The following is a 17,451-nucleotide window of genomic DNA, read 5'->3' as shown; positions in this document are numbered from 1 at the left end:
CCGGACGGGCTGACAACGCCGGACGGCCTGAATCAGCCCTCACCCGGCGCCGTGACGAAGTCGATCAGTTCCTCCACCCGTCCCAGCAGCTCCGGCTCCAGGTCCCGGTATGACCCCACCCGCTTCAGGATCGCCTGCCACACCGCGCCCGTGTTCTCCGGCCAGCCCAGCGCCCGGCACACCCCGGTCTTCCAGTCCTGCCCGCGCGGTACCCGAGGCCAGCCGGGGATGCCCACGGCCGACGGTTTCACCGCCTCCCAGATGTCGATGTACGGGTGGCCCACCACCAGGGCGTGCTCGCTGGTCACCGACTCCGCGATGCGCCACTCCTTCGTGCCGGGGACCAGATGGTCCACCAGGATGCCCAGACGGGCGTCCGGGCCCGGCGCGAAGTCCGCCACGATGGACGGGAGGTCGTCCACGCCCTCCAGGTACTCCACGACCACGCCCTCGACGCGCAGGTCGTCGCCCCACACCTTCTCGACCAGCTCGGCGTCGTGCCGGCCCTCGACGTAGATGCGCCCGGCGCGGGCCACGCGCGCGCGTGCGCCGGGCACGGCGACCGAACCGGACGCGGTACGGGAGGGACGTACCGGAGCCTGCCCGGTCGGGCGGATCAGGGTGACCGCACGGCCCTCAAGGAGGAAGCCCCGGGGCTCCATCGGGAAGACCCGGTGCTTGCCGAAGCGGTCCTCCAGGGTGACCGTGCCCGCCTCGCAGCGGATCACCGCACCGCAGAAACCCGACCCCGGCTCCTCGACCACCAGGCCGGGCTCCGCCGGGACCTCCGGCGCGGGCTTGGGCTTCTTCCACGGCGGGGTCAGGTCCGGAGAGTACTGGCGCATTCGGATGACGATAGGAGAAAACTCGGCCGTCCGGCCGTACGGGTCACCGCGACACGCCGAAGCGCCCCGCCAGCGCGCCCCGCTGCGCCCGCACGAACCCCGCGTCCACGACCGCTCCGTGACCCGGCACGTACCGCGCGTCCTCGCCGCCCAGCTCCAGCAGCCGGTCCAAAGCCGCAGGCCAGTGCGACGGTACGGCGTCGGGGCCCGCCTGGGGCTCGCCGGACTCCTCGACCAGGTCACCGCAGAAGACCACCTCCGGCGAGCCCGGCACCAGGACCACGAGGTCGTGGGCGGTGTGGCCGGGGCCCACGTTGGCCAGCATGACCTGCCGGCCGCCGCCCAGGTCGAGGGTCCACTCGCCGGAGACCCGGTGCCGGGGCACCACCAGGGCGTCGACCGCCTCGTCCGCCGCGGAGGCCGCCAGGCCGTTGCGCACCGCGTCCGCCCGTAGCTCCTCGCGCGCGGACCGGCCGTCGAACACCGTGTCGATGCCGACCGCGCCGAACATCTCCACCCCGGCGAACGCCGCCGCGCCGAACACGTGATCGAAGTGGGGGTGTGTCAGCGCGAGATGAGTCACACGGTGACCGGCGAGCTCCTCCGCCCCCGCCCGCAGCCGTGCGCCCTCCTGGAGGCTCGACCCGGCGTCGACCACCAGGGCGCTGCCCTCGCCGACGATCAGCCCCACCGTGCAGTCCCAGCCGGGGAGCCGGCATCGCCCGACCCCGTCCGCAAGGCGCTCCCATCCCAGCTCTTCCCAAGTCACCGTCATACCGCGACGCTAACCAGAGCGGCACGTCCGGGCACGGTCTCGTGGGACCGCCCTTGCCCGGGGCGTACCTCACGGCCGTACACTGGCCGGGGAACTCTGGCACTCGGATATGGCGAGTGCCAGGCCAGGCGCCCAGGGGACTGGGGGACGACTTCTGGAGGTGTGCGCGGATGCTGAGTGAACGCAGGCTCCAGGTGCTGCGCGCCATCGTCCAGGACTACGTCGGCACCGAGGAACCCGTCGGGTCCAAGGCGCTCACCGAGCGGCACAACCTCGGCGTCTCCCCGGCGACGGTCCGCAACGACATGGCCGCCCTGGAGGACGAGGGGTTCATCGCCCAGCCGCACACCAGCGCCGGGCGGATCCCCACCGACAAGGGGTACCGGCTTTTCGTCGACAAGCTGGCCGGCGTCAAGCCGATGACCGGGCCAGAACGGCGCGCCATCCAGAACTTCCTCGACGGCGCCGTCGACCTCGACGACGTCGTGGCTCGGACCGTGCGGCTGCTCGCGCAGCTGACCCGGCAGGTCGCCGTCGTGCAGTACCCCTCGCTGACCCGTTCGACCGTGCGTCACGTCGAGCTGCTGTCACTCGCCCCCGCGCGCGTGATGCTCGTGCTGATCACGGACACCGGGCGGGTCGAACAGCGGATGGTCGACTGTCCGGCGCCGTTCGGCGAGAGTCCGCTCGCGGATCTGCGGGCGCGGCTCAACAGCCGGATCGCGGGCCGTCGTTTCACCGACGTCCCGCAGCTGGTGGAAGACCTGCCGGAGGCCTTCGACATCGAGGACCGCGGCACGGTCGCGACGGTGCTCTCCACCCTCCTGGAGACACTCGTCGAGGAGAACGAGGAGCGGCTGATGATCGGCGGCACCGCCAATCTGACCCGCTTCGGGCATGACTTTCCCCTCACGATCCGACCCGTCCTGGAAGCGCTGGAGGAGCAGGTCGTGCTCCTCAAGTTGCTTGGCGAGGCTGGGGATTCGGGCATGACCGTACGGATCGGTCATGAGAACGCCTATGAGGGACTCAACTCCACTTCTGTGGTCTCGGTCGGTTACGGTTCGGGCGGCGAGGCAGTCGCCAAGCTCGGCGTGGTCGGACCGACCCGCATGGATTACCCGGGAACGATGGGAGCGGTACGCGCAGTGGCACGGTACGTCGGACAGATCCTGGCGGAGTCGTAAGTGGCCACGGACTACTACGCCGTTCTAGGCGTGCGCCGCGACGCGTCGCAGGAAGAGATCAAGAAGGCCTTCCGGCGGCTCGCACGCGAGCTGCACCCGGATGTCAACCCCGATCCGAAGACCCAGGAGCGGTTCAAGGAGATCAACGCCGCTTACGAGGTGCTGTCGGACCCGCAGAAGAAGCAGGTCTACGACCTCGGCGGCGACCCGCTCTCGCAGGCGGGCGGCGGTGGCGCCGGCGGCTTCGGCGCCGGTGGCTTCGGCAACTTCTCGGACATCATGGACGCGTTCTTCGGTACGGCGTCGCAGCGCGGGCCGCGCTCGCGCACCCGGCGCGGCCAGGACGCGATGATCCGGCTGGAGATCGAGCTGGACGAGGCGGCCTTCGGCACCACGAAGGACATCCAGGTCGACACGGCGGTCGTCTGCACCACCTGCAGTGGTGAGGGCGCGGCCCCGGGCACGACCGCCCAGACGTGTGACATGTGCCGCGGCCGCGGTGAGGTGTCGCAGGTGACGCGGTCCTTCCTGGGCCAGGTCATGACCTCGCGCCCCTGCCCGCAGTGCCAGGGCTTCGGCACGGTCGTCCCGACGCCGTGCCCGGAGTGCGCCGGCGACGGCCGGGTCCGCTCCCGTCGCACGCTGACGGTCAAGATCCCCGCCGGTGTCGACAACGGCACCCGGATCCAGCTGGCGGGCGAGGGCGAGGTCGGGCCCGGTGGCGGTCCCGCCGGTGACCTGTACGTCGAGATCCACGAGCTGCCGCACTCGCAGTTCCAGCGCCGGGGCGACGACCTGCACTGCACGGTCACCCTCCCGATGACCGCGGCCTCCCTGGGCACCAAGGTCCCGCTGGAGACACTGGACGGCCTGGAGGAGGTCGACATCCGGCCCGGCACCCAGTCCGGCCAGTCGATCCCGCTGCACGCCCGCGGTGTCACGCACCTGCGCGGCGGCGGTCGCGGCGACCTCATCGTGCACGTCGAGGTGCAGACCCCGTCCAAGCTCGACCCCGAACAGGAACGGCTGCTGCGCGAACTCGCCAAGCTGAGGGGCGAGGAGCGCCCGACGGGGCAGTTCCAGCCAGGGCAGCAGGGGTTGTTCTCACGACTGAAAGACGCGTTCAACGGTCGCTGAGGACGCCCGCCGACGGGCAGGGTCCGAAGGGCGTCGAGGGCACCTCTGAGGGGCCCTCGGGGCACCGCCCGGGGCCCTGCCGTTCGGAGATGCCGTCGGCCTGTGCCAGGCGGAAGGCCGGATTCGGACTTGTTCGGAGGACGTGACAACATGCCGTCATGTCCTCCGCGCTGACCGATCTCTTCCCGTATCCGATCGTGCAGGCCCCCATGGCGGGCGGCGTCTCCGTACCGACGCTCGCCGCCGCCGTGTGCGAGGCCGGCGGGCTCGGGTTCCTCGCTGCCGGGTACAAGACGGCCGACGGCCTGTACCAGGAGATCAAGCAGCTGCGGAGCCTCACCACCCGCCCCTTCGGCGTGAACCTCTTCCTGCCGCAGCCGGAGTACGCGGACCCCGCCGCGGTCGACGTCTACGCCCACCAGCTGGCCGGCGAGGCCACCTGGTACGAGACCGAGCTCGGCGACAAGGACAGTGGCCGCGACGACGGTTACGAGGCCAAGCTCGCGGTGCTGCTCGACAACCCGGTACCGGTGGTCTCGTTCCACTTCGGCGTCCCCGCCCCGGACGTCCTGGACTCGCTGCGCCGGGCCGGCACCTTCACCCTGGTCACCGCGACCACCGCCGAGGAGGCCCTCGCGGTCGAACGGGCCGGCGCCGACGCGGTGATCGCGCAGGGCGTGGAGGCGGGCGGCCACCAGGGCACCCACCGGGACGTCCCCGAGACCGACGGCTCCGGCATCGGACTGCTGTCGCTGGTCGCCCAGATCCGCGAGACGGTACGGATCCCGATCGTCGCGGCCGGCGGCATCATGCGCGGCAGCCAGATCGCCGCCGTACTCGCCGCGGGCGCCGCCGCCGCCCAGCTCGGCACGGCGTTCCTCGCCACCGCCGAGTCCGGCGCGAACGCCGTCCACAAGCACGCGCTGACCAACCCCCTGTTCGTCCGCACGGAGCTGACCCGCGCCTTCTCCGGCCGCCCGGCCCGCGGCCTGGTCAACCGCTTCCTGCGCGAGCACGGTCCGTACGCGCCGGCCGCCTACCCGGAGATCCACCACCTCACCTCGCCGCTGCGCAAGGCGGCCGCCAAGGCGGGCGACTCGCAGGGCATGGCGCTGTGGGCGGGACAGGGCCACCGGATGGCTCGCGAACTGCCCGCGGGGCAGCTGGTCGAGGTACTGGTGGCCGAACTGGCCGCCGCGAAGACGGCGTTGTCGTCCTGCCCGGCCACGGGTGACGTCTGATGACCGCGCCGGTCTTCGTGGTCGATCCGCTCGAACTCCCCGACTTCTGTGGCGGAGAGCTCGTCCTCGACGGTCCGGAGGGACGGCACGCCGTCTCCGTGAAGCGCCTGCGGCCCGGTGAGGAGGTCGTCCTCACGGACGGGCGCGGGCACTTCGTCGACGGTTTCGTCAAGGCCGCCGAGGCCAAGGACCGGCTGGTCGTCTGCGGCCTGGAGACTGTCCTGGAGGAGCCGCCGGAGCAGCCGCGCATCACCGTCGTCCAGGCGCTGCCCAAGGGCGACCGGGGCGAGCTGGCCGTCGAGACGATGACCGAGACCGGAGTCGACGCGATCGTGCCGTGGGCCGCGTCCCGGTGCATCACGCAGTGGAAGGGCGACCGCGGTGCGAAGGCGCTCGCCAAGTGGCGCGCCACCGCCCGCGAGGCCGGCAAGCAGTCCCGCCGGGTCCGCTTCCCCGAGGTCGCGGAAGCGGCAACGACCAAGCAGGTCGCGGCACTTCTCGGCCAGGCCGACTTCGCCGCCGTCCTGCACGAGGACCGCGCGTACGGCAGCGCGGCGCTGGCGACCGCCGAACTCCCCGCCGACGGCGAGATCGTGCTGGTCGTCGGCCCCGAAGGGGGCGTTTCCCCGGAGGAGTTGGCGCTCTTCGCGGAGGCGGGCGCGACGGCGTACCGCCTGGGCCGTACCGTGCTGCGTACCTCGACCGCGGGCACGGCCGCGACCGCACTGCTCCTCGGCCGCACCGGCCGCTGGTCCTGAACAACCCTGAACAACCCTGAACGACAAGGGGAACACGGTGGAACTCGCACAGGTACGGCTTCTCGTCACCGACTTCGCCGCCTGCTACCGCTTCTACGACGAAGTCCTCGGCCTGAAGCCCCAGTCGGGGGCGGCGGACGGACCGTACGAGAAGTTCAGCGCGGCCACCGGCGCGGCGGGTGTCGCCCTCCAGGACCGGGTCATGATGGCCGAGGTGCTCGGCGAGCTCGGTGAAACGGCCACCGGTCACCGTTCCCTGGTCGTCCTGCGCGTCGACGACCTCGACGCCTACTGCGAACAGATCACCGCGCGCGGCGCAGCTCTCCTGCACGGCCCGGCCCCCATGACGGAACGGATGCGCGTCGCCCACCTCAAGGACCCCGAGGGCAACCTGGTGGAGCTTCAGGAGTGGCTGCTGTTGCGCACCTGACGGCGATGGCGCTCCGGGGCGCGCGAGTGTCCGTATGCGCTCTACCGTCGTGGGCCGGACGGTGGCAGGCTGCCCTTCATGGGGGCGTTGAGACGGATTTGGCGTCGGCCACGCGGACCGCGAGTGGTGGCCGTGGCGGGACTTGCCGTGGTCGCCGTGGGCGGGGCCGTGGCCTGTGAGCCGGGCGGGCTGAACACCGCGACCGTGGCCTTCACGACCGATCAGACCGTGACGGCCGAGCTGGAGCGGCAGAAGGCCGACGTGCGGTGGCTCAACTGCACGGCCTCGTACGACGACGGGGCGAGCCCGAGCGCGACCGAGAACACCGTCGCCGAGGTCGACTGCAAGGGCGAGACGGACGACGGGAAGGACATCGCCGTCACCGGCAAGGTGACGCGTGCCGTGAGCGGCGCCTGTGTGCGCGGGGACCTGACCGCCAAGATCGACGGCAGACAGTGGTTCCACGTGAGCGAGCTCGGCGACTGCGACACGAAGACCACCCCGCCCGTCAGCCGGCCCGGACAGCCCGGACAGCCCGGACAGCCCGGGCCCACCGTCACGGTGACCGTCACCAGGACCGTCTGGTGCCAGGTCGACCCCTCGTGCCGGCCGGTCGAGGGCAAGTGATCTTCCGGCGGCGGTGGTTGGTCAAGTGATCGAAACCCCTGTTCTCGGGCGACGCGCGTGCATAGGGTGACCGGGTGACACAGCCAGCGACGTCGCCCTCTCCCGCGTACCTCCGGTTTCCGCATCTGCACGGCGAGTTGGTCGCCTTCACCGCCGAGGACGACGTGTGGCTCGCCCCGCTCGACGGCGGCCGCGCCTGGCGGGTGAGCGCCGACAACATGCCGGTGGCCCACCCCCGGATCTCCCCCGACGGCACGACCGTCGCCTGGACCAGCACCCGCGACGGCGCTCCCGAGGTGCACATCGCCCCGGCCGACGGCGGCCCCGCCAAGCGCCTCACCCACTGGGGCAGTCGGCAGACCCAGGTACGCGGCTGGACCCCCGACGGCCAGGTCCTCGTGATCACCACACACGGCCAGGCGAACCTGCGCCGCAAGTGGGCGCACGCCGTCCCGCTCGACGGCGGACCGGCCACCCGACTGCCGTACGGCCTCGTCGGCGACGTCGCCCACAGCGGCTCGGGCCCGGTCGTGCTGTGCACGTCCGTGGGACGCGAGGCGGCCTGGTGGAAGCGCTACCGGGGCGGCACGGCGGGCAAGCTGTGGATCGACCGGGAGGGCGACGGAGAGTTCGTACGGCTGCACGAAGAGCTCGACGGGAACCTTGAGTACCCGGTGTGGGCGGGGGACCGGATCGCGTTCCTCTCCGACCACGAAGGCGTCGGCGCGCTGTACTCCTCCCTCCCCGACGGATCCGACCTGAGGCGTCACACACCTCTCGACGGCTACTACGCCCGGCACGCGGCCGGCGACGGCACCCGGGTCGTGTACGCCAGTGCCGGTGAACTGTGGATCCTCGACGACCTGGACGGCGCCGAGCCACGCCGGCTCGACATCCGCCTCGGCGGACAACGCGTCGACCGGCAGCCCTTCCCGGTGAACGCCGCCCGCTGGTTCGGCTCCGGCGCCCCCGACCACACCGCCCGCGGCAGCGCGATCGGCGTCCGCGGTGCCGTGCACTGGGTCACCCACCGCTCCGGCCCCACCCGCGCGCTCGCCGCCGAGCCCGGCGTACGGGCCCGGCTGCCGCGCACCTTCCGCGCTGACGGCGAGGAATGGGTGGTGTGGGTGACGGACGCGGAGGGCGACGACGCCCTGGAGTTCGCGCCCGCCACCGGCCTGGCCCCCGGCTCCACCCCGCGCCGCCTCGCCGCCGGACAGCTCGGCCGCGTCCTCGGGCTGGCGATGGCGCCCGACGGCAGCAGGGCCGCCGTCGCCGCGCACGACGGGCGCGTGCTGCTCGTCGAGCGGGAGACCGGCGAGGTCCGCGAGGTCGACCGCAGCGAGGACGGGGACGTCTCCGGCCTGGCCTTCTCGCCCGACTCCAGCTGGCTCGCCTGGTCGCACCCCGGCCCGCGCCCGCTGCGCCAGCTGCGACTCGCCAACACCACCGACCTGTCGGTCACCGAGGCGACCCCGCTGCGCTTCCAGGACTACTCCCCGGCCTTCACCCTCGACGGCCGACACCTCGCCTTCCTTTCCAACCGCTCCTTCGACCCGGTCTACGACGAGCACGTCTTCGACCTCGCCTTCGTGGTCGGCGACCGCCCGCACCTGATCACCCTGGCCGCGACCACGCCCTCGCCGTTCGGCCCGCAACGGCACGGCCGTCCCTTCGAGGCACCGGACAAGGACGAGACCCCGGACAGTGAGGGCACCCCGGCCACCCGGATCGACCTGGAGGGCCTCGCCGACCGGATCGTGCCGTTCCCCGTCGAGGCGGCCCGCTACTCCAACCTGCGGGCCGCGAAGGACGGGGTGCTGTGGCTGCGGCACCCGGTGCGCGGAGTGCTCGGCTCCTCCCGGGCGACCCCCGACGACCCGGACCCGCACACCGAGCTGGAGCGCTACGACCTCGCCCAGCAGCGCATCGAGCATCTCGCCGTCGACGTCGACCACTTCGCGGTCAGCGGCGACGGCAAGCGGGTCCTGCTGTGGACCGACGGGCGGCTCAAGGTCGTCCCCAGTGACCGGCGCGCCTCCAACGACGACGACAGCGACACCAACATCACCGTCGACCTCACCCGGATCCGGCAACTCGTCGACCCGTCCGCCGAGTGGCGGCAGATGTACGACGAGACCGGCCGCGTCATGCGGGACCACTTCTGGCGCGCGGACATGAGCGGCGTCGACTGGACCGGCGTCCTGGACCGCTACCGCCCCGTCCTGGACCGGGTCGCCACCCATGACGACCTCGTCGACCTGCTCTGGGAGATCCAGGGTGAGCTCGGCACCTCGCACGCCTACGTCATGCCGCGCGGCGGCTACGGCGGCGGCGCCCGCCAAGGACTCCTCGGCGCGGACATCTCCCGCCACGACGACGGCCCACAGGGTTCGGCGCAGTGGCGCATCGACCACATCCTGCCGACCGAGACCTCCGATCCCGGCGCCCGCTCCCCGCTCGCCGCGCCCGGCGTCGCGGTGCGCGCCGGGGACGCGATCGTCGCGGTGGGCGGCGTGCCGGTCGACCCGGTGACCGGGCCCGGCCCGCTCCTCGTCGGTACGGCGGGCAAGCCGGTCGAGCTGACCATCTCGCCGTCCGGCGGCGGTGAGGTACGGCACGCGGTCGTCGTCCCGCTCGCCGACGAGGAACCCCTGCGGTACCAGGCGTGGGTCGCGGACCGGCGGGCGTACGTGCACGAGAAGTCCGGTGGCCGCCTCGGGTATCTGCACGTCCCCGACATGCAGGCGCCCGGCTGGGCCCAGATCCACCGCGACCTGCGGGTCGAGGTCGCCCGCGAGGGCCTGGTCGTCGACGTCCGTGACAACCGGGGCGGGCACACCTCCCAGCTGGTCATCGAGAAACTGGCTCGGCGGATCGTCGGCTGGGCGGTGCCGCGCGGGATGCGGCCGTACAGCTATCCGCAGGACGCGCCCCGCGGGCCGGTCGTCGCCGTCGCCAACGAGTTCTCCGGCTCCGACGGGGACATCGTCAACGCGGCGATCAAGGCGCTGGGGATCGGGCCGGTGGTCGGCACCCGCACCTGGGGCGGCGTGATCGGGATCGACAGCAGGTACCGGCTGGTCGACGGCACGCTGATCACCCAGCCGAAGTACGCGTTCTGGCTGGAGAACTACGAGTGGGGCGTCGAGAACCACGGCGTCGACCCGGACGTCGAGGTCGTACAGCGCCCGCAGGACTACGCGGCGGGACGGGACGTACAACTCGACGAGGCGGTGAGGCTGGCGTTGGAGGCGCTGGAGGCCAGCCCGGCAAAGACACCGCCGAGTCTGCCCACCTAAAGGGGCGCGGGGCTGTATCGATGTGCGGCTCCGCCGCGTGGGCGCGACCAGCCACCGATCACCCGCACCCGGCGACGATACGATGCCCGCACGAGATCATCCGCTCAACCCCCGGAGGGACCATGGCAGGGGAACCGCAGGACGACTGCCTGTTCTGCAAGATCGTCGCGGGTCAGATCCCGGCGACGATCGTCCGCGAGACCGACACGACCGTCGCGTTCCGGGACATCAACCCCCAGGCGCCCACCCACGTCCTGGTGATCCCGAAGGCCCACCACGTGGACGCCGCCGCGCTCGCCACCGAGGCCCCGGAACTCGCCGCCGACGTGCTGCGCGAGACCAAGGCCGTCGCCGACGACGAGAAGCTGGACAGCTACCGCATCGTCTTCAACACCGGCAGCGGCGCCGGCCAGACCGTCTGGCACGCCCACGCGCACATCATCGGCGGTCGCGGCATGCAGTGGCCCCCCGGGTAAGTCATCGTGTCCGTACGTGAGTTGGTCGTCCTCGGCACCGCGAGCCAGGTCCCGACCCGGCACCGCAACCACAACGGCTACCTGCTGCGCTGGGACGGCGAGGGCATTCTCTTCGACCCCGGCGAGGGCACCCAGCGCCAGATGCTGCGCGCCGGGGTCGCCGCGCACGACCTGAACCGGATCTGCGTCACGCACTTCCACGGCGACCACTCGCTGGGCCTCGCCGGGGTCATCCAGCGGATCAACCTCGACAAGGTCCCGCACGAGGTCACCGCCCACTACCCGCGCTCCGGGCAACGGTTCTTCGACCGGCTGCGGTACGCCACCGCCTACCGCGAGACGGTCGAGATCGTCGAGGCACCGGTCGCGGCCGACGGGGTGATCGCGACGCCGGGCGGCTACGCCCTTGAGGCCCGCAAGCTCTCCCACCCCGTGGAGTCGTACGGCTACCGCCTCGTCGAGCCCGACGGCCGCCGCATGTTGCCCGACCGGCTCGCCGCGCACGGCATCAAGGGTCCGGACGTCGGCCGCCTGCAACGTGACGGCGTTCTCGACGGCGTCAGCCTCGACGACGTCAGCGAGACGCGGCGCGGACAGCGGTTCGCGTTCGTCATGGACACCCGGCTGTGCGACGGAGTCCACGCGCTGGCCGAGGGCTGCGACCTGCTCGTCATCGAGTCGACCTTCCTCGACGAGGACGAGCGACTGGCCGTAGACCACGGTCATCTGACGGCGGGTCAGGCGTCTCGCGTCGCGCGGGACGCCGGGGTACGGCATCTCGTGCTCACGCACTTCAGCCAGCGGTACGCGGAGCCCGAGGATTTCGAACGACAGGCCCGGGCCGCCGGCTTCGAGGGTGAGCTGACCGTCGCCCACGATCTCCTGCGCGTCCCGGTTCCGAAACGGCGATAGAGCAGCCGTACGATGCTTCGATGTCCCTCCCCAAAGCAGAACTGCACCTCCATATCGAAGGCACCCTGGAGCCGGAGCTGGCGTTCGAGCTGGCCGCCCGCAACGGCGTCGAGCTGCCGTACGCCGACACGGCCGCGCTGCGCAAGGCGTACCAGTTCGAGGACCTCCAGTCCTTCCTGAACCTGTACTACGAGCTCATGGCCGTCCTGCGCACCGAGCGGGACTTCGAGGACCTCGCCAACGCCTATCTCGCCCGGGCCGCCACCCAGGGCGTACGGCACGCGGAGATCTTCTTCGACCCGCAGGCGCATCTCGCGCGGGGCGTCGGCATGGGGACGGTCGTCGAGGGGCTGTGGCGGGCGCTGGGCAGCAGTGAGGTCAACCACGGAGTGTCCACGCAGTTGATCATGTGCTTCCTGCGGGACGAGTCCGCCGAGTCGGCGCTCGAGACGCTGGAGGCCGCGAAGCCCCACCTCGACCGGATCGTCGGCATCGGGCTCGACTCGGCCGAGGTCGGGCATCCGCCGGTCAAGTTCCGCGAGGTGTACGAGGCCGCCGCCGCCCTCGGCCTCCGCCGGGTGGCGCACGCCGGTGAGGAGGGGCCGCCGGAGTACATCACCGAGGCCCTGGACGTGCTCGGCGTGGAACGGATCGACCACGGGCTGCGGTGCATGGAGGACGAGGCGCTGGTCGCCCGTCTGGTCCGGGACCGGGTACCGCTGACGTTGTGTCCGCTGTCCAACGTCCGGCTGCGGGCCGTGGACGTCCTCGCCGAGCACCCGCTGCCCGCGATGCTGGAGGCCGGGCTGCTGTGCACGGTCAACTCCGACGACCCGGCCTACTTCGGCGGTTACGCCGGCGACAACTTCGACGCCGTACGTCAGGCGCTGGGCCTGGGCGAGGACCGGCTGCGGGAGCTGGCCCGCAACTCCTTCGTCGCGTCCTTCCTGGAGCACGACGAGGAGCGGCGGGCGCGCTACCTCGCCGAGGTGGAGGCGTACGAGTTCTCGTAACCGCCGCCGGGGGCCAGTCCGGTGGGCGCGGTGGCGTCAGGCTCCGGGGGTGCCCGACGCCTGTCGGGGGCCCGCCGTGTCGTAGGCCTGCCGGGCGGGGACGGCCGGGGCGTCGATCGGGATCTCCACGACCGGCTGCTCGGGAACGACCTGGGGCAGCGCGTCCGCCGGGGTGCCGGTCGACGCGGCGACCACGAGGGAGGGCGTGCCGCCCCGCAGCCGCACCGCACGGGACAGCAGCGGGCGTCCGGTGGTGTGCAGGGCCACGGCGGTCATCGGCAGGGTGATGACGAGCAGCCCGAGAGCGAGGATCACGCCCATCGCCGGGAAGCCGGCCTGCGCGGACAGCAGGCTGCCGGTCAGCGGGCCCGCCGCGGTGCCGAGCGAGGACGCGGAACCGACCAGCACCGCCCAACGCCCGCGCGGGTCGAGGGAGGCGGCCAGGCCGAGAACGTACGACAGGACGATCGGGTAGAGCGTGTTCCAGGCGATCTCGCCGGTCGCGAAGCCGGTCAGATCGGTGGCGGAGGCGCTGAGGGCGATACAGCCCGCGATGAGGGCGGTCCCCGCGCCGACGGGCAGGGCCCGGCCGAGTCGCGGACCGAGCGCGCCCGCGCCCAGGACTCCCAGGAGCCCCGCGCCCAGAGCCACGGCGAAGACGGCACCGACGGTTGCCTCGGAGAGGTGGGCCTGGGTGAGACCGATGCGGCCGCTGACGCCCCACAGGGAGTTCTGCGCGAGGGACCACAGGAGCAGCGCGGCGGCCAGGACCAGCCCGGCGGGGAGATGGGGCAGCGGGTCCCGCGTGCGGCGGACCTGGCGGGTCGTGGCCGTACGTTCCGGGAGGCGTCCGGTCACGGGCCAGACCGCGAGGGCGGTGAGGGCGATCGCGGCCGGCGGTTGGCCGTGCCCGGGGCCGAGGTGCGGCACCGTCAGGTAGACCACGCCCGCGAGAGCGGAGACGCTCAGCAGGCCCAGGGTGGTGATGCGGTGCGGGTCCGGCTGGGCGGCGATTCCGGTGGCGGCGACCGTGGTGGCCGTACCGGATCCGAGGCCGCCCAGCACGGCGCCGGCGATGACCGCGGGGACGGACGAGGTGAGGGCGGCGGTGCCGTAGCCGAGGACGGCCAGCGTGAGCCCGACGCGGGCCAGGGCCCGGGCGCCGATCCGCTCGACGCGGGAGGCGAGCGCAAAGCCCGCCGAGGCCGAACTCAGCAGCAGGGCACTGCCGATGGCGCCCGCCTGCGTGGCGGACAGGGGGAGTCCCGAGTCCAGCCTGCCGACGGTGGTGGGGAGGAGGTAGGGGGCGAGGTACCCGGCCGTGAAAAGGGCGACGAGGGGCCAGGGCGTGGTGGTGCGGGCGAACACGGGCGTTCCCAGGGCATGCGAAAGAAGCGGCTCAGAAGGGGGTTGGGCGCAGGCCGTCGACGGACAGGAACGCGCGGGCAATTTGTATCAAGCACGCGGTTGGGAGAAGAAACGCGGGGGGTGTGATGTGGCGCACGTTGTGTTTGGGGCGGGTGGGGTCGGGTAGAAGAGCACCTTTTCCAGGTGGTCGAGGGTGGGATCCCCGCGGCTACCGCCAGCGCGGGGCGCCCCCCGCGCCCGGTGCCGTCGCCTCGATCTTGGCCCTGATCTCCCGCATCACCGCGACGATCCGGGCCTCGTGCTCCGGCGTCAGCCGGGCCACCGGCACCGAGCAGCTGACGGCGTCCTGGGCGGGGGACTCGTACCGCAGGGCGAAGCCGAAGCCGACGATGCCGAGGACGCCCTCCTCCCGGTCCACGGAGTAACCCCGGGACCGCACGGCGGCGAGGTCCGCCAGCAGGGACGCCCGGTCGGTGTGCGAGTTCGGGGTGAGCGCCTCGTAGGGTCCCTCGGGCACCTCGGTGTCGTGCCGCTCGGCCAGCAGCGCCTTGCCCAGCGCGCCCGCGTGGGCCGGCAGCCGGCGCCCGACCCGGCTGATGGTCCGCAGGTACTCGTGCGACTCGCGCGTCGCCAGATAGGCCACGCCCCGCCCGTCGAGCCGCCCCAGGTGGATCGTCTCGCCCAGCGCCTGGGACGCCTCGTCGAGATACGGCCGCGCGACCCGCACGCGCGGGTCGGAGTCGAGGTAGCTGGTGCCGGTGAGCAGGGCGTGCATGCCGATGCCGTAGAGGGAGCCGGTGACGTCCGTGCGCACCCAGCCGCGCGATATCAGGGTCTGGAGCAGCGCGTACATCGAGCTGCGGGGCACCTCCAGCGCGTCCGCGAGCTCCTGAAGGCGCGCCGGCCGGTCACCGCGGGCGGCGAGCAGTTCGAGCAGTTCGACCGTGCGCGCGGCCGACTTCACTTCACGGACGCCGGCTGTCTCTGACATGTGTCGATCGTAATCGGGAGCGACCGGGCCATTGACGGATTTCGTTCGCTTATCTAACCTTCATCTTCATACGTAGATGACGTCTACATGGGGAGATGATTGAGGGTGAATCCCGAGACGGACGCCGTGACCCGGCGACTGCGGGAGGGCATGGCGAACGGCGTGCTGTCGTTCCCGCTGACCAGCTTCCACGCCGACGGCTCCCTCGACCCGGACGGCTTCCGCGCACATGTCGCCGACCGGATCGCCACCGCCCCCGGCGCCGTCTTCCCCGCCTGCGGCACCGGCGAGTTCTTCTCCCTGGACGAGGACGAGTACCGCCAGGTCGTGACCATCGCGGTCGAGGAGGCCGGCGGCCGGGTGCCCGTCGTCGCCGGGATCGGCTACGGCTGGGCACAGGCCGCCCGCTTCGCCCGCATCGCCGAGGAGGCCGGGGCGGACGCCCTCCTCGTCCTGCCGCACTACCTGGTCGCCGCCCCGCAGGACGGCCTGGTCGCCCAGCTGGAGCAGATCGCGGCCCGCACCCGGCTGCCGCTCATCGCCTACCAGCGGGGGCAGGTCGCCTTCGGCGTCGAGGCGTTCCGGCGGGTTTCCGAGATCCCCGGAGTCATCGGTCTCAAGGACGGCCACAGCGACCTCGACCGGCTGCAACGCCTCACGCTCGCGGCCCCCGAGGGTTTCCTGTTCTTCAACGGCGCCGCCACCGCCGAGATCCAGGCCCGCGCCTACGCCACGGTCGGCGTCCCCGCCTACTCCTCCGCGGTCCACGCCTTCGCCCCCGAGATCGCGAACGCCTTCTTCACCGCCCTGCGCGACGGCGACGACGGCGCGGTCGACAAGCTGCTGCACGAGTTCTACGTCCCGCTCGTCGAACTCCGCGACCGGGTGCCCGGATACGCCGTGTCCCTGGTGAAGGCGGCGGCCCGACTGCGCGGCGCCCCGGTGGGACCCGTGCGTGCCCCGCTCACCGATCCCTCGGACGCCGACCTGGCCGAGCTCAAGAAGTTGCTGACCACCGGACTCGATCTCGTAGGAGCCGCCCTGTGACCCGCGACCTCACCATCACCGAGGTACGGCTGACGCCGATCCTGGTCGCCGATCCGCCGCTGCTGAACACCCAGGGCGTGCACCAGCCGTACACCCCCCGGCTGATCGTGGAGGTCGTGACGGCGGACGGGGTCACCGGTGTCGGCGAGACCTACGGCGACACGAAGTACCTGGAGCTGGCACGACCGTTCGCCACCAAGCTGATCGGGCGTCAGGTCAGTGATCTGGGCGGCCTGTTCGTCGTCGCCGAAGAGGTGGCCGTGGACGGGGCCCGCGTCACCGGCCAGGTCGACGTCGGCGGACTGCGGGGCGTCCAGACCGCCGACAAGCTCCGCCTGTCCGTCGTCTCCGGCTTCGAGGTCGCCTGCCTCGACGCCCTCGGCAAGTCCCTCGGCCTGCCCGTGCACGCCCTGCTCGGCGGCAAGCTCCGGGACACGGTCGAGTACAGCGGGTACCTCTTCTACCGGTGGGCCGACCACCCCGCGGGCGTGGTCGCCGAGAAGGACGACTGGGGTGCCGCCGTCGATCCGGCCGGGGTCGTCGAGCAGGCCCGGAGGTTCACCGAGCGGTACGGCTTCACCTCCTTCAAGCTCAAGGGCGGGGTCTTCCCGCCGGACGAGGAGATCGCGGCCGTCCGGGCACTCGCCGAGGCGTTCCCCGGCCACCCGCTGCGTCTGGACCCCAACGGGGCCTGGAGCGTGGAGACTTCACTGAAGGTCGCGAAGGAGCTCGAGGACGTCCTCGAGTACCTGGAGGACCCCGCCCTCGGAACGCCGGCCATGGCCGAGGTCGCCGCGCGAACGGAAGTGCCGCTCGCCACCAACATGTGCGTGACGACCTTCGCGGAGATCAAGGAGGCGTTCACCCGGGACGCCGTCCAGGTGGTGCTCTCCGACCACCACTACTGGGGCGGGCTGCGCAACACGCAGCAACTGGCCGCGATCTGCCGCACGTTCGGGGTCGGGGTGTCCATGCACTCCAACACCCACCTGGGCATCTCGCTGGCCGCCATGACCCATGTGGCGTCCACCGTCCCGAACCTCCACCACGCCTGCGACTCCCACTACCCCTGGCAGTCGGAGGACGTCCTCACCGAACGGCTGACCTTCGAGGGCGGCCGGGTCACCGTTTCGGACGCACCCGGCCTCGGCGTCGAACTCGACCGCGAGAAGCTCGCGTTCCTGCACCGCCGGTGGTTCGACGACGACGGGTCGCTGCGTGAGCGCGACGACGCGGCGGCGATGCGGGTCGCGGACCCGGAGTGGGTCACGCCGGCTGTGCCGCGCTGGTAGGGGCCGCGTAGACGGGCCGCCGGGGGATGGGCCGCCGGGTGCTGGGCCGA

The 17,451-nt window shown here is 72.2% G+C and carries 16 protein-coding genes; 12 read left to right on the top strand and 4 right to left on the bottom strand.

What is annotated here, in order from left to right; translation table 11 throughout:
* Window positions 1-32: 32 nt before the first annotated feature.
* Both OHA64_RS16565 and OHA64_RS16560 read right to left on the bottom strand, forming a co-directional pair.
* On the bottom strand, window positions 33-845 hold the full coding sequence (locus OHA64_RS16565) for a DUF3097 domain-containing protein (RefSeq protein WP_405613672.1): 813 nt from the start codon (window positions 843-845) through the stop codon (window positions 33-35).
* Window positions 846-888: 43 nt separating this feature from the next.
* A complete protein-coding gene (locus tag OHA64_RS16560; RefSeq protein ID WP_405613671.1) occupies window positions 889-1,620 on the bottom strand; it encodes an MBL fold metallo-hydrolase in 732 nt (243 codons plus the stop codon).
* A gap of 170 nt (window positions 1,621-1,790) precedes the next feature.
* Between OHA64_RS16560 and hrcA the strand changes: the two genes are divergently transcribed.
* From hrcA to OHA64_RS16510, 10 genes are all read left to right on the top strand, one after another.
* Window positions 1,791-2,807 carry a heat-inducible transcriptional repressor HrcA gene (gene hrcA / locus OHA64_RS16555; protein ID WP_389141908.1) on the top strand — a complete coding sequence of 339 codons (1,017 nt, stop codon included), beginning with the start codon at window positions 1,791-1,793 and terminating at the stop codon, window positions 2,805-2,807.
* The gene (gene dnaJ / locus OHA64_RS16550) at window positions 2,808-3,944 is read left to right on the top strand and encodes a molecular chaperone DnaJ (RefSeq protein ID WP_405613669.1); all 1,137 of its coding nucleotides are present in this window, start codon (window positions 2,808-2,810) and stop codon (window positions 3,942-3,944) included. It begins immediately after the preceding gene.
* Window positions 3,945-4,102: 158 nt separating this feature from the next.
* Window positions 4,103-5,185, top strand: a complete 1,083-nt coding sequence (locus OHA64_RS16545) for a nitronate monooxygenase (protein ID WP_405613667.1) — start codon at window positions 4,103-4,105, stop codon at window positions 5,183-5,185.
* Complete coding sequence (locus OHA64_RS16540) at window positions 5,185-5,943, top strand: 16S rRNA (uracil(1498)-N(3))-methyltransferase (RefSeq protein WP_405613665.1); 759 nt, start codon at window positions 5,185-5,187, stop codon at window positions 5,941-5,943. The genes OHA64_RS16545 and OHA64_RS16540 overlap by 1 nt, the downstream gene beginning before the upstream one ends.
* A 37-nt stretch (window positions 5,944-5,980) precedes the next feature.
* A complete protein-coding gene (locus OHA64_RS16535) occupies window positions 5,981-6,373 on the top strand; it encodes a VOC family protein (protein WP_405613664.1) in 393 nt (130 codons plus the stop codon).
* A 78-nt stretch (window positions 6,374-6,451) separates the two neighbouring features.
* Window positions 6,452-7,000, top strand: a complete 549-nt coding sequence (locus tag OHA64_RS16530; RefSeq protein WP_405613662.1) for a hypothetical protein — start codon at window positions 6,452-6,454, stop codon at window positions 6,998-7,000.
* A gap of 74 nt (window positions 7,001-7,074) precedes the next feature.
* Window positions 7,075-10,302 (top strand): S41 family peptidase, encoded by a 3,228-nt coding sequence (locus OHA64_RS16525; RefSeq protein WP_405613660.1) that lies wholly within the window; start codon window positions 7,075-7,077, stop codon window positions 10,300-10,302.
* 122 nt (window positions 10,303-10,424) lie between these two features.
* Window positions 10,425-10,778, top strand: a complete 354-nt coding sequence (locus OHA64_RS16520) for a histidine triad nucleotide-binding protein (protein WP_405613658.1) — start codon at window positions 10,425-10,427, stop codon at window positions 10,776-10,778.
* A 6-nt stretch (window positions 10,779-10,784) separates the two neighbouring features.
* On the top strand, window positions 10,785-11,690 hold the full coding sequence (locus OHA64_RS16515) for a ribonuclease Z (RefSeq protein WP_405613657.1): 906 nt from the start codon (window positions 10,785-10,787) through the stop codon (window positions 11,688-11,690).
* A gap of 20 nt (window positions 11,691-11,710) precedes the next feature.
* Complete coding sequence (locus OHA64_RS16510; protein WP_405613655.1) at window positions 11,711-12,703, top strand: adenosine deaminase; 993 nt, start codon at window positions 11,711-11,713, stop codon at window positions 12,701-12,703.
* Between the two features lie 36 nt (window positions 12,704-12,739).
* Here the strand turns inward: OHA64_RS16510 and OHA64_RS16505 are convergent, their stop codons facing one another.
* On the bottom strand, window positions 12,740-14,071 hold the full coding sequence (locus OHA64_RS16505; RefSeq protein WP_405613653.1) for an MFS transporter: 1,332 nt from the start codon (window positions 14,069-14,071) through the stop codon (window positions 12,740-12,742).
* A gap of 208 nt (window positions 14,072-14,279) precedes the next feature.
* Window positions 14,280-15,062 (bottom strand): IclR family transcriptional regulator, encoded by a 783-nt coding sequence (locus tag OHA64_RS16500; protein ID WP_405613651.1) that lies wholly within the window; start codon window positions 15,060-15,062, stop codon window positions 14,280-14,282.
* Window positions 15,063-15,212: 150 nt separating this feature from the next.
* Here OHA64_RS16500 and OHA64_RS16495 point away from each other — a divergent pair, with 150 nt between their 5' ends.
* Both OHA64_RS16495 and OHA64_RS16490 read left to right on the top strand, forming a co-directional pair.
* Window positions 15,213-16,109, top strand: a complete 897-nt coding sequence (locus OHA64_RS16495) for a 5-dehydro-4-deoxyglucarate dehydratase (RefSeq protein WP_405623997.1) — start codon at window positions 15,213-15,215, stop codon at window positions 16,107-16,109.
* Window positions 16,106-17,401, top strand: coding sequence for a glucarate dehydratase family protein (locus OHA64_RS16490; protein WP_405613649.1), 1,296 nt, complete (start codon window positions 16,106-16,108; stop codon window positions 17,399-17,401). Before OHA64_RS16495 ends, OHA64_RS16490 begins: the two co-directional genes overlap by 4 nt.
* Window positions 17,402-17,451 lie beyond the last annotated feature (50 nt).

It is taken from the genome of Streptomyces sp. NBC_00076 (assembly GCF_045041235.1).
Lineage (GTDB): Bacteria > Actinomycetota > Actinomycetes > Streptomycetales > Streptomycetaceae > Streptomyces.
Note: the sequence above shows the minus strand (reverse complement) of the source record. Positions and strands in the feature narration are given on the sequence as shown.

Coding starts and splice junctions, on each gene's coding strand:
- OHA64_RS16565 (WP_405613672.1), bottom strand. CDS start 845: ATGCGCCAGTACTCTCCGGACCTGACCCCGCCGTGGAAGAAGCCCAAG.
- OHA64_RS16560 (WP_405613671.1), bottom strand. CDS start 1,620: ATGACGGTGACTTGGGAAGAGCTGGGATGGGAGCGCCTTGCGGACGGG.
- hrcA (WP_389141908.1), top strand. CDS start 1,791: ATGCTGAGTGAACGCAGGCTCCAGGTGCTGCGCGCCATCGTCCAGGAC.
- OHA64_RS16545 (WP_405613667.1), top strand. CDS start 4,103: ATGTCCTCCGCGCTGACCGATCTCTTCCCGTATCCGATCGTGCAGGCC.
- OHA64_RS16540 (WP_405613665.1), top strand. CDS start 5,185: ATGACCGCGCCGGTCTTCGTGGTCGATCCGCTCGAACTCCCCGACTTC.
- OHA64_RS16530 (WP_405613662.1), top strand. CDS start 6,452: ATGGGGGCGTTGAGACGGATTTGGCGTCGGCCACGCGGACCGCGAGTG.
- OHA64_RS16520 (WP_405613658.1), top strand. CDS start 10,425: ATGGCAGGGGAACCGCAGGACGACTGCCTGTTCTGCAAGATCGTCGCG.
- OHA64_RS16510 (WP_405613655.1), top strand. CDS start 11,711: ATGTCCCTCCCCAAAGCAGAACTGCACCTCCATATCGAAGGCACCCTG.
- OHA64_RS16500 (WP_405613651.1), bottom strand. CDS start 15,062: ATGTCAGAGACAGCCGGCGTCCGTGAAGTGAAGTCGGCCGCGCGCACG.
- OHA64_RS16495 (WP_405623997.1), top strand. CDS start 15,213: ATGGCGAACGGCGTGCTGTCGTTCCCGCTGACCAGCTTCCACGCCGAC.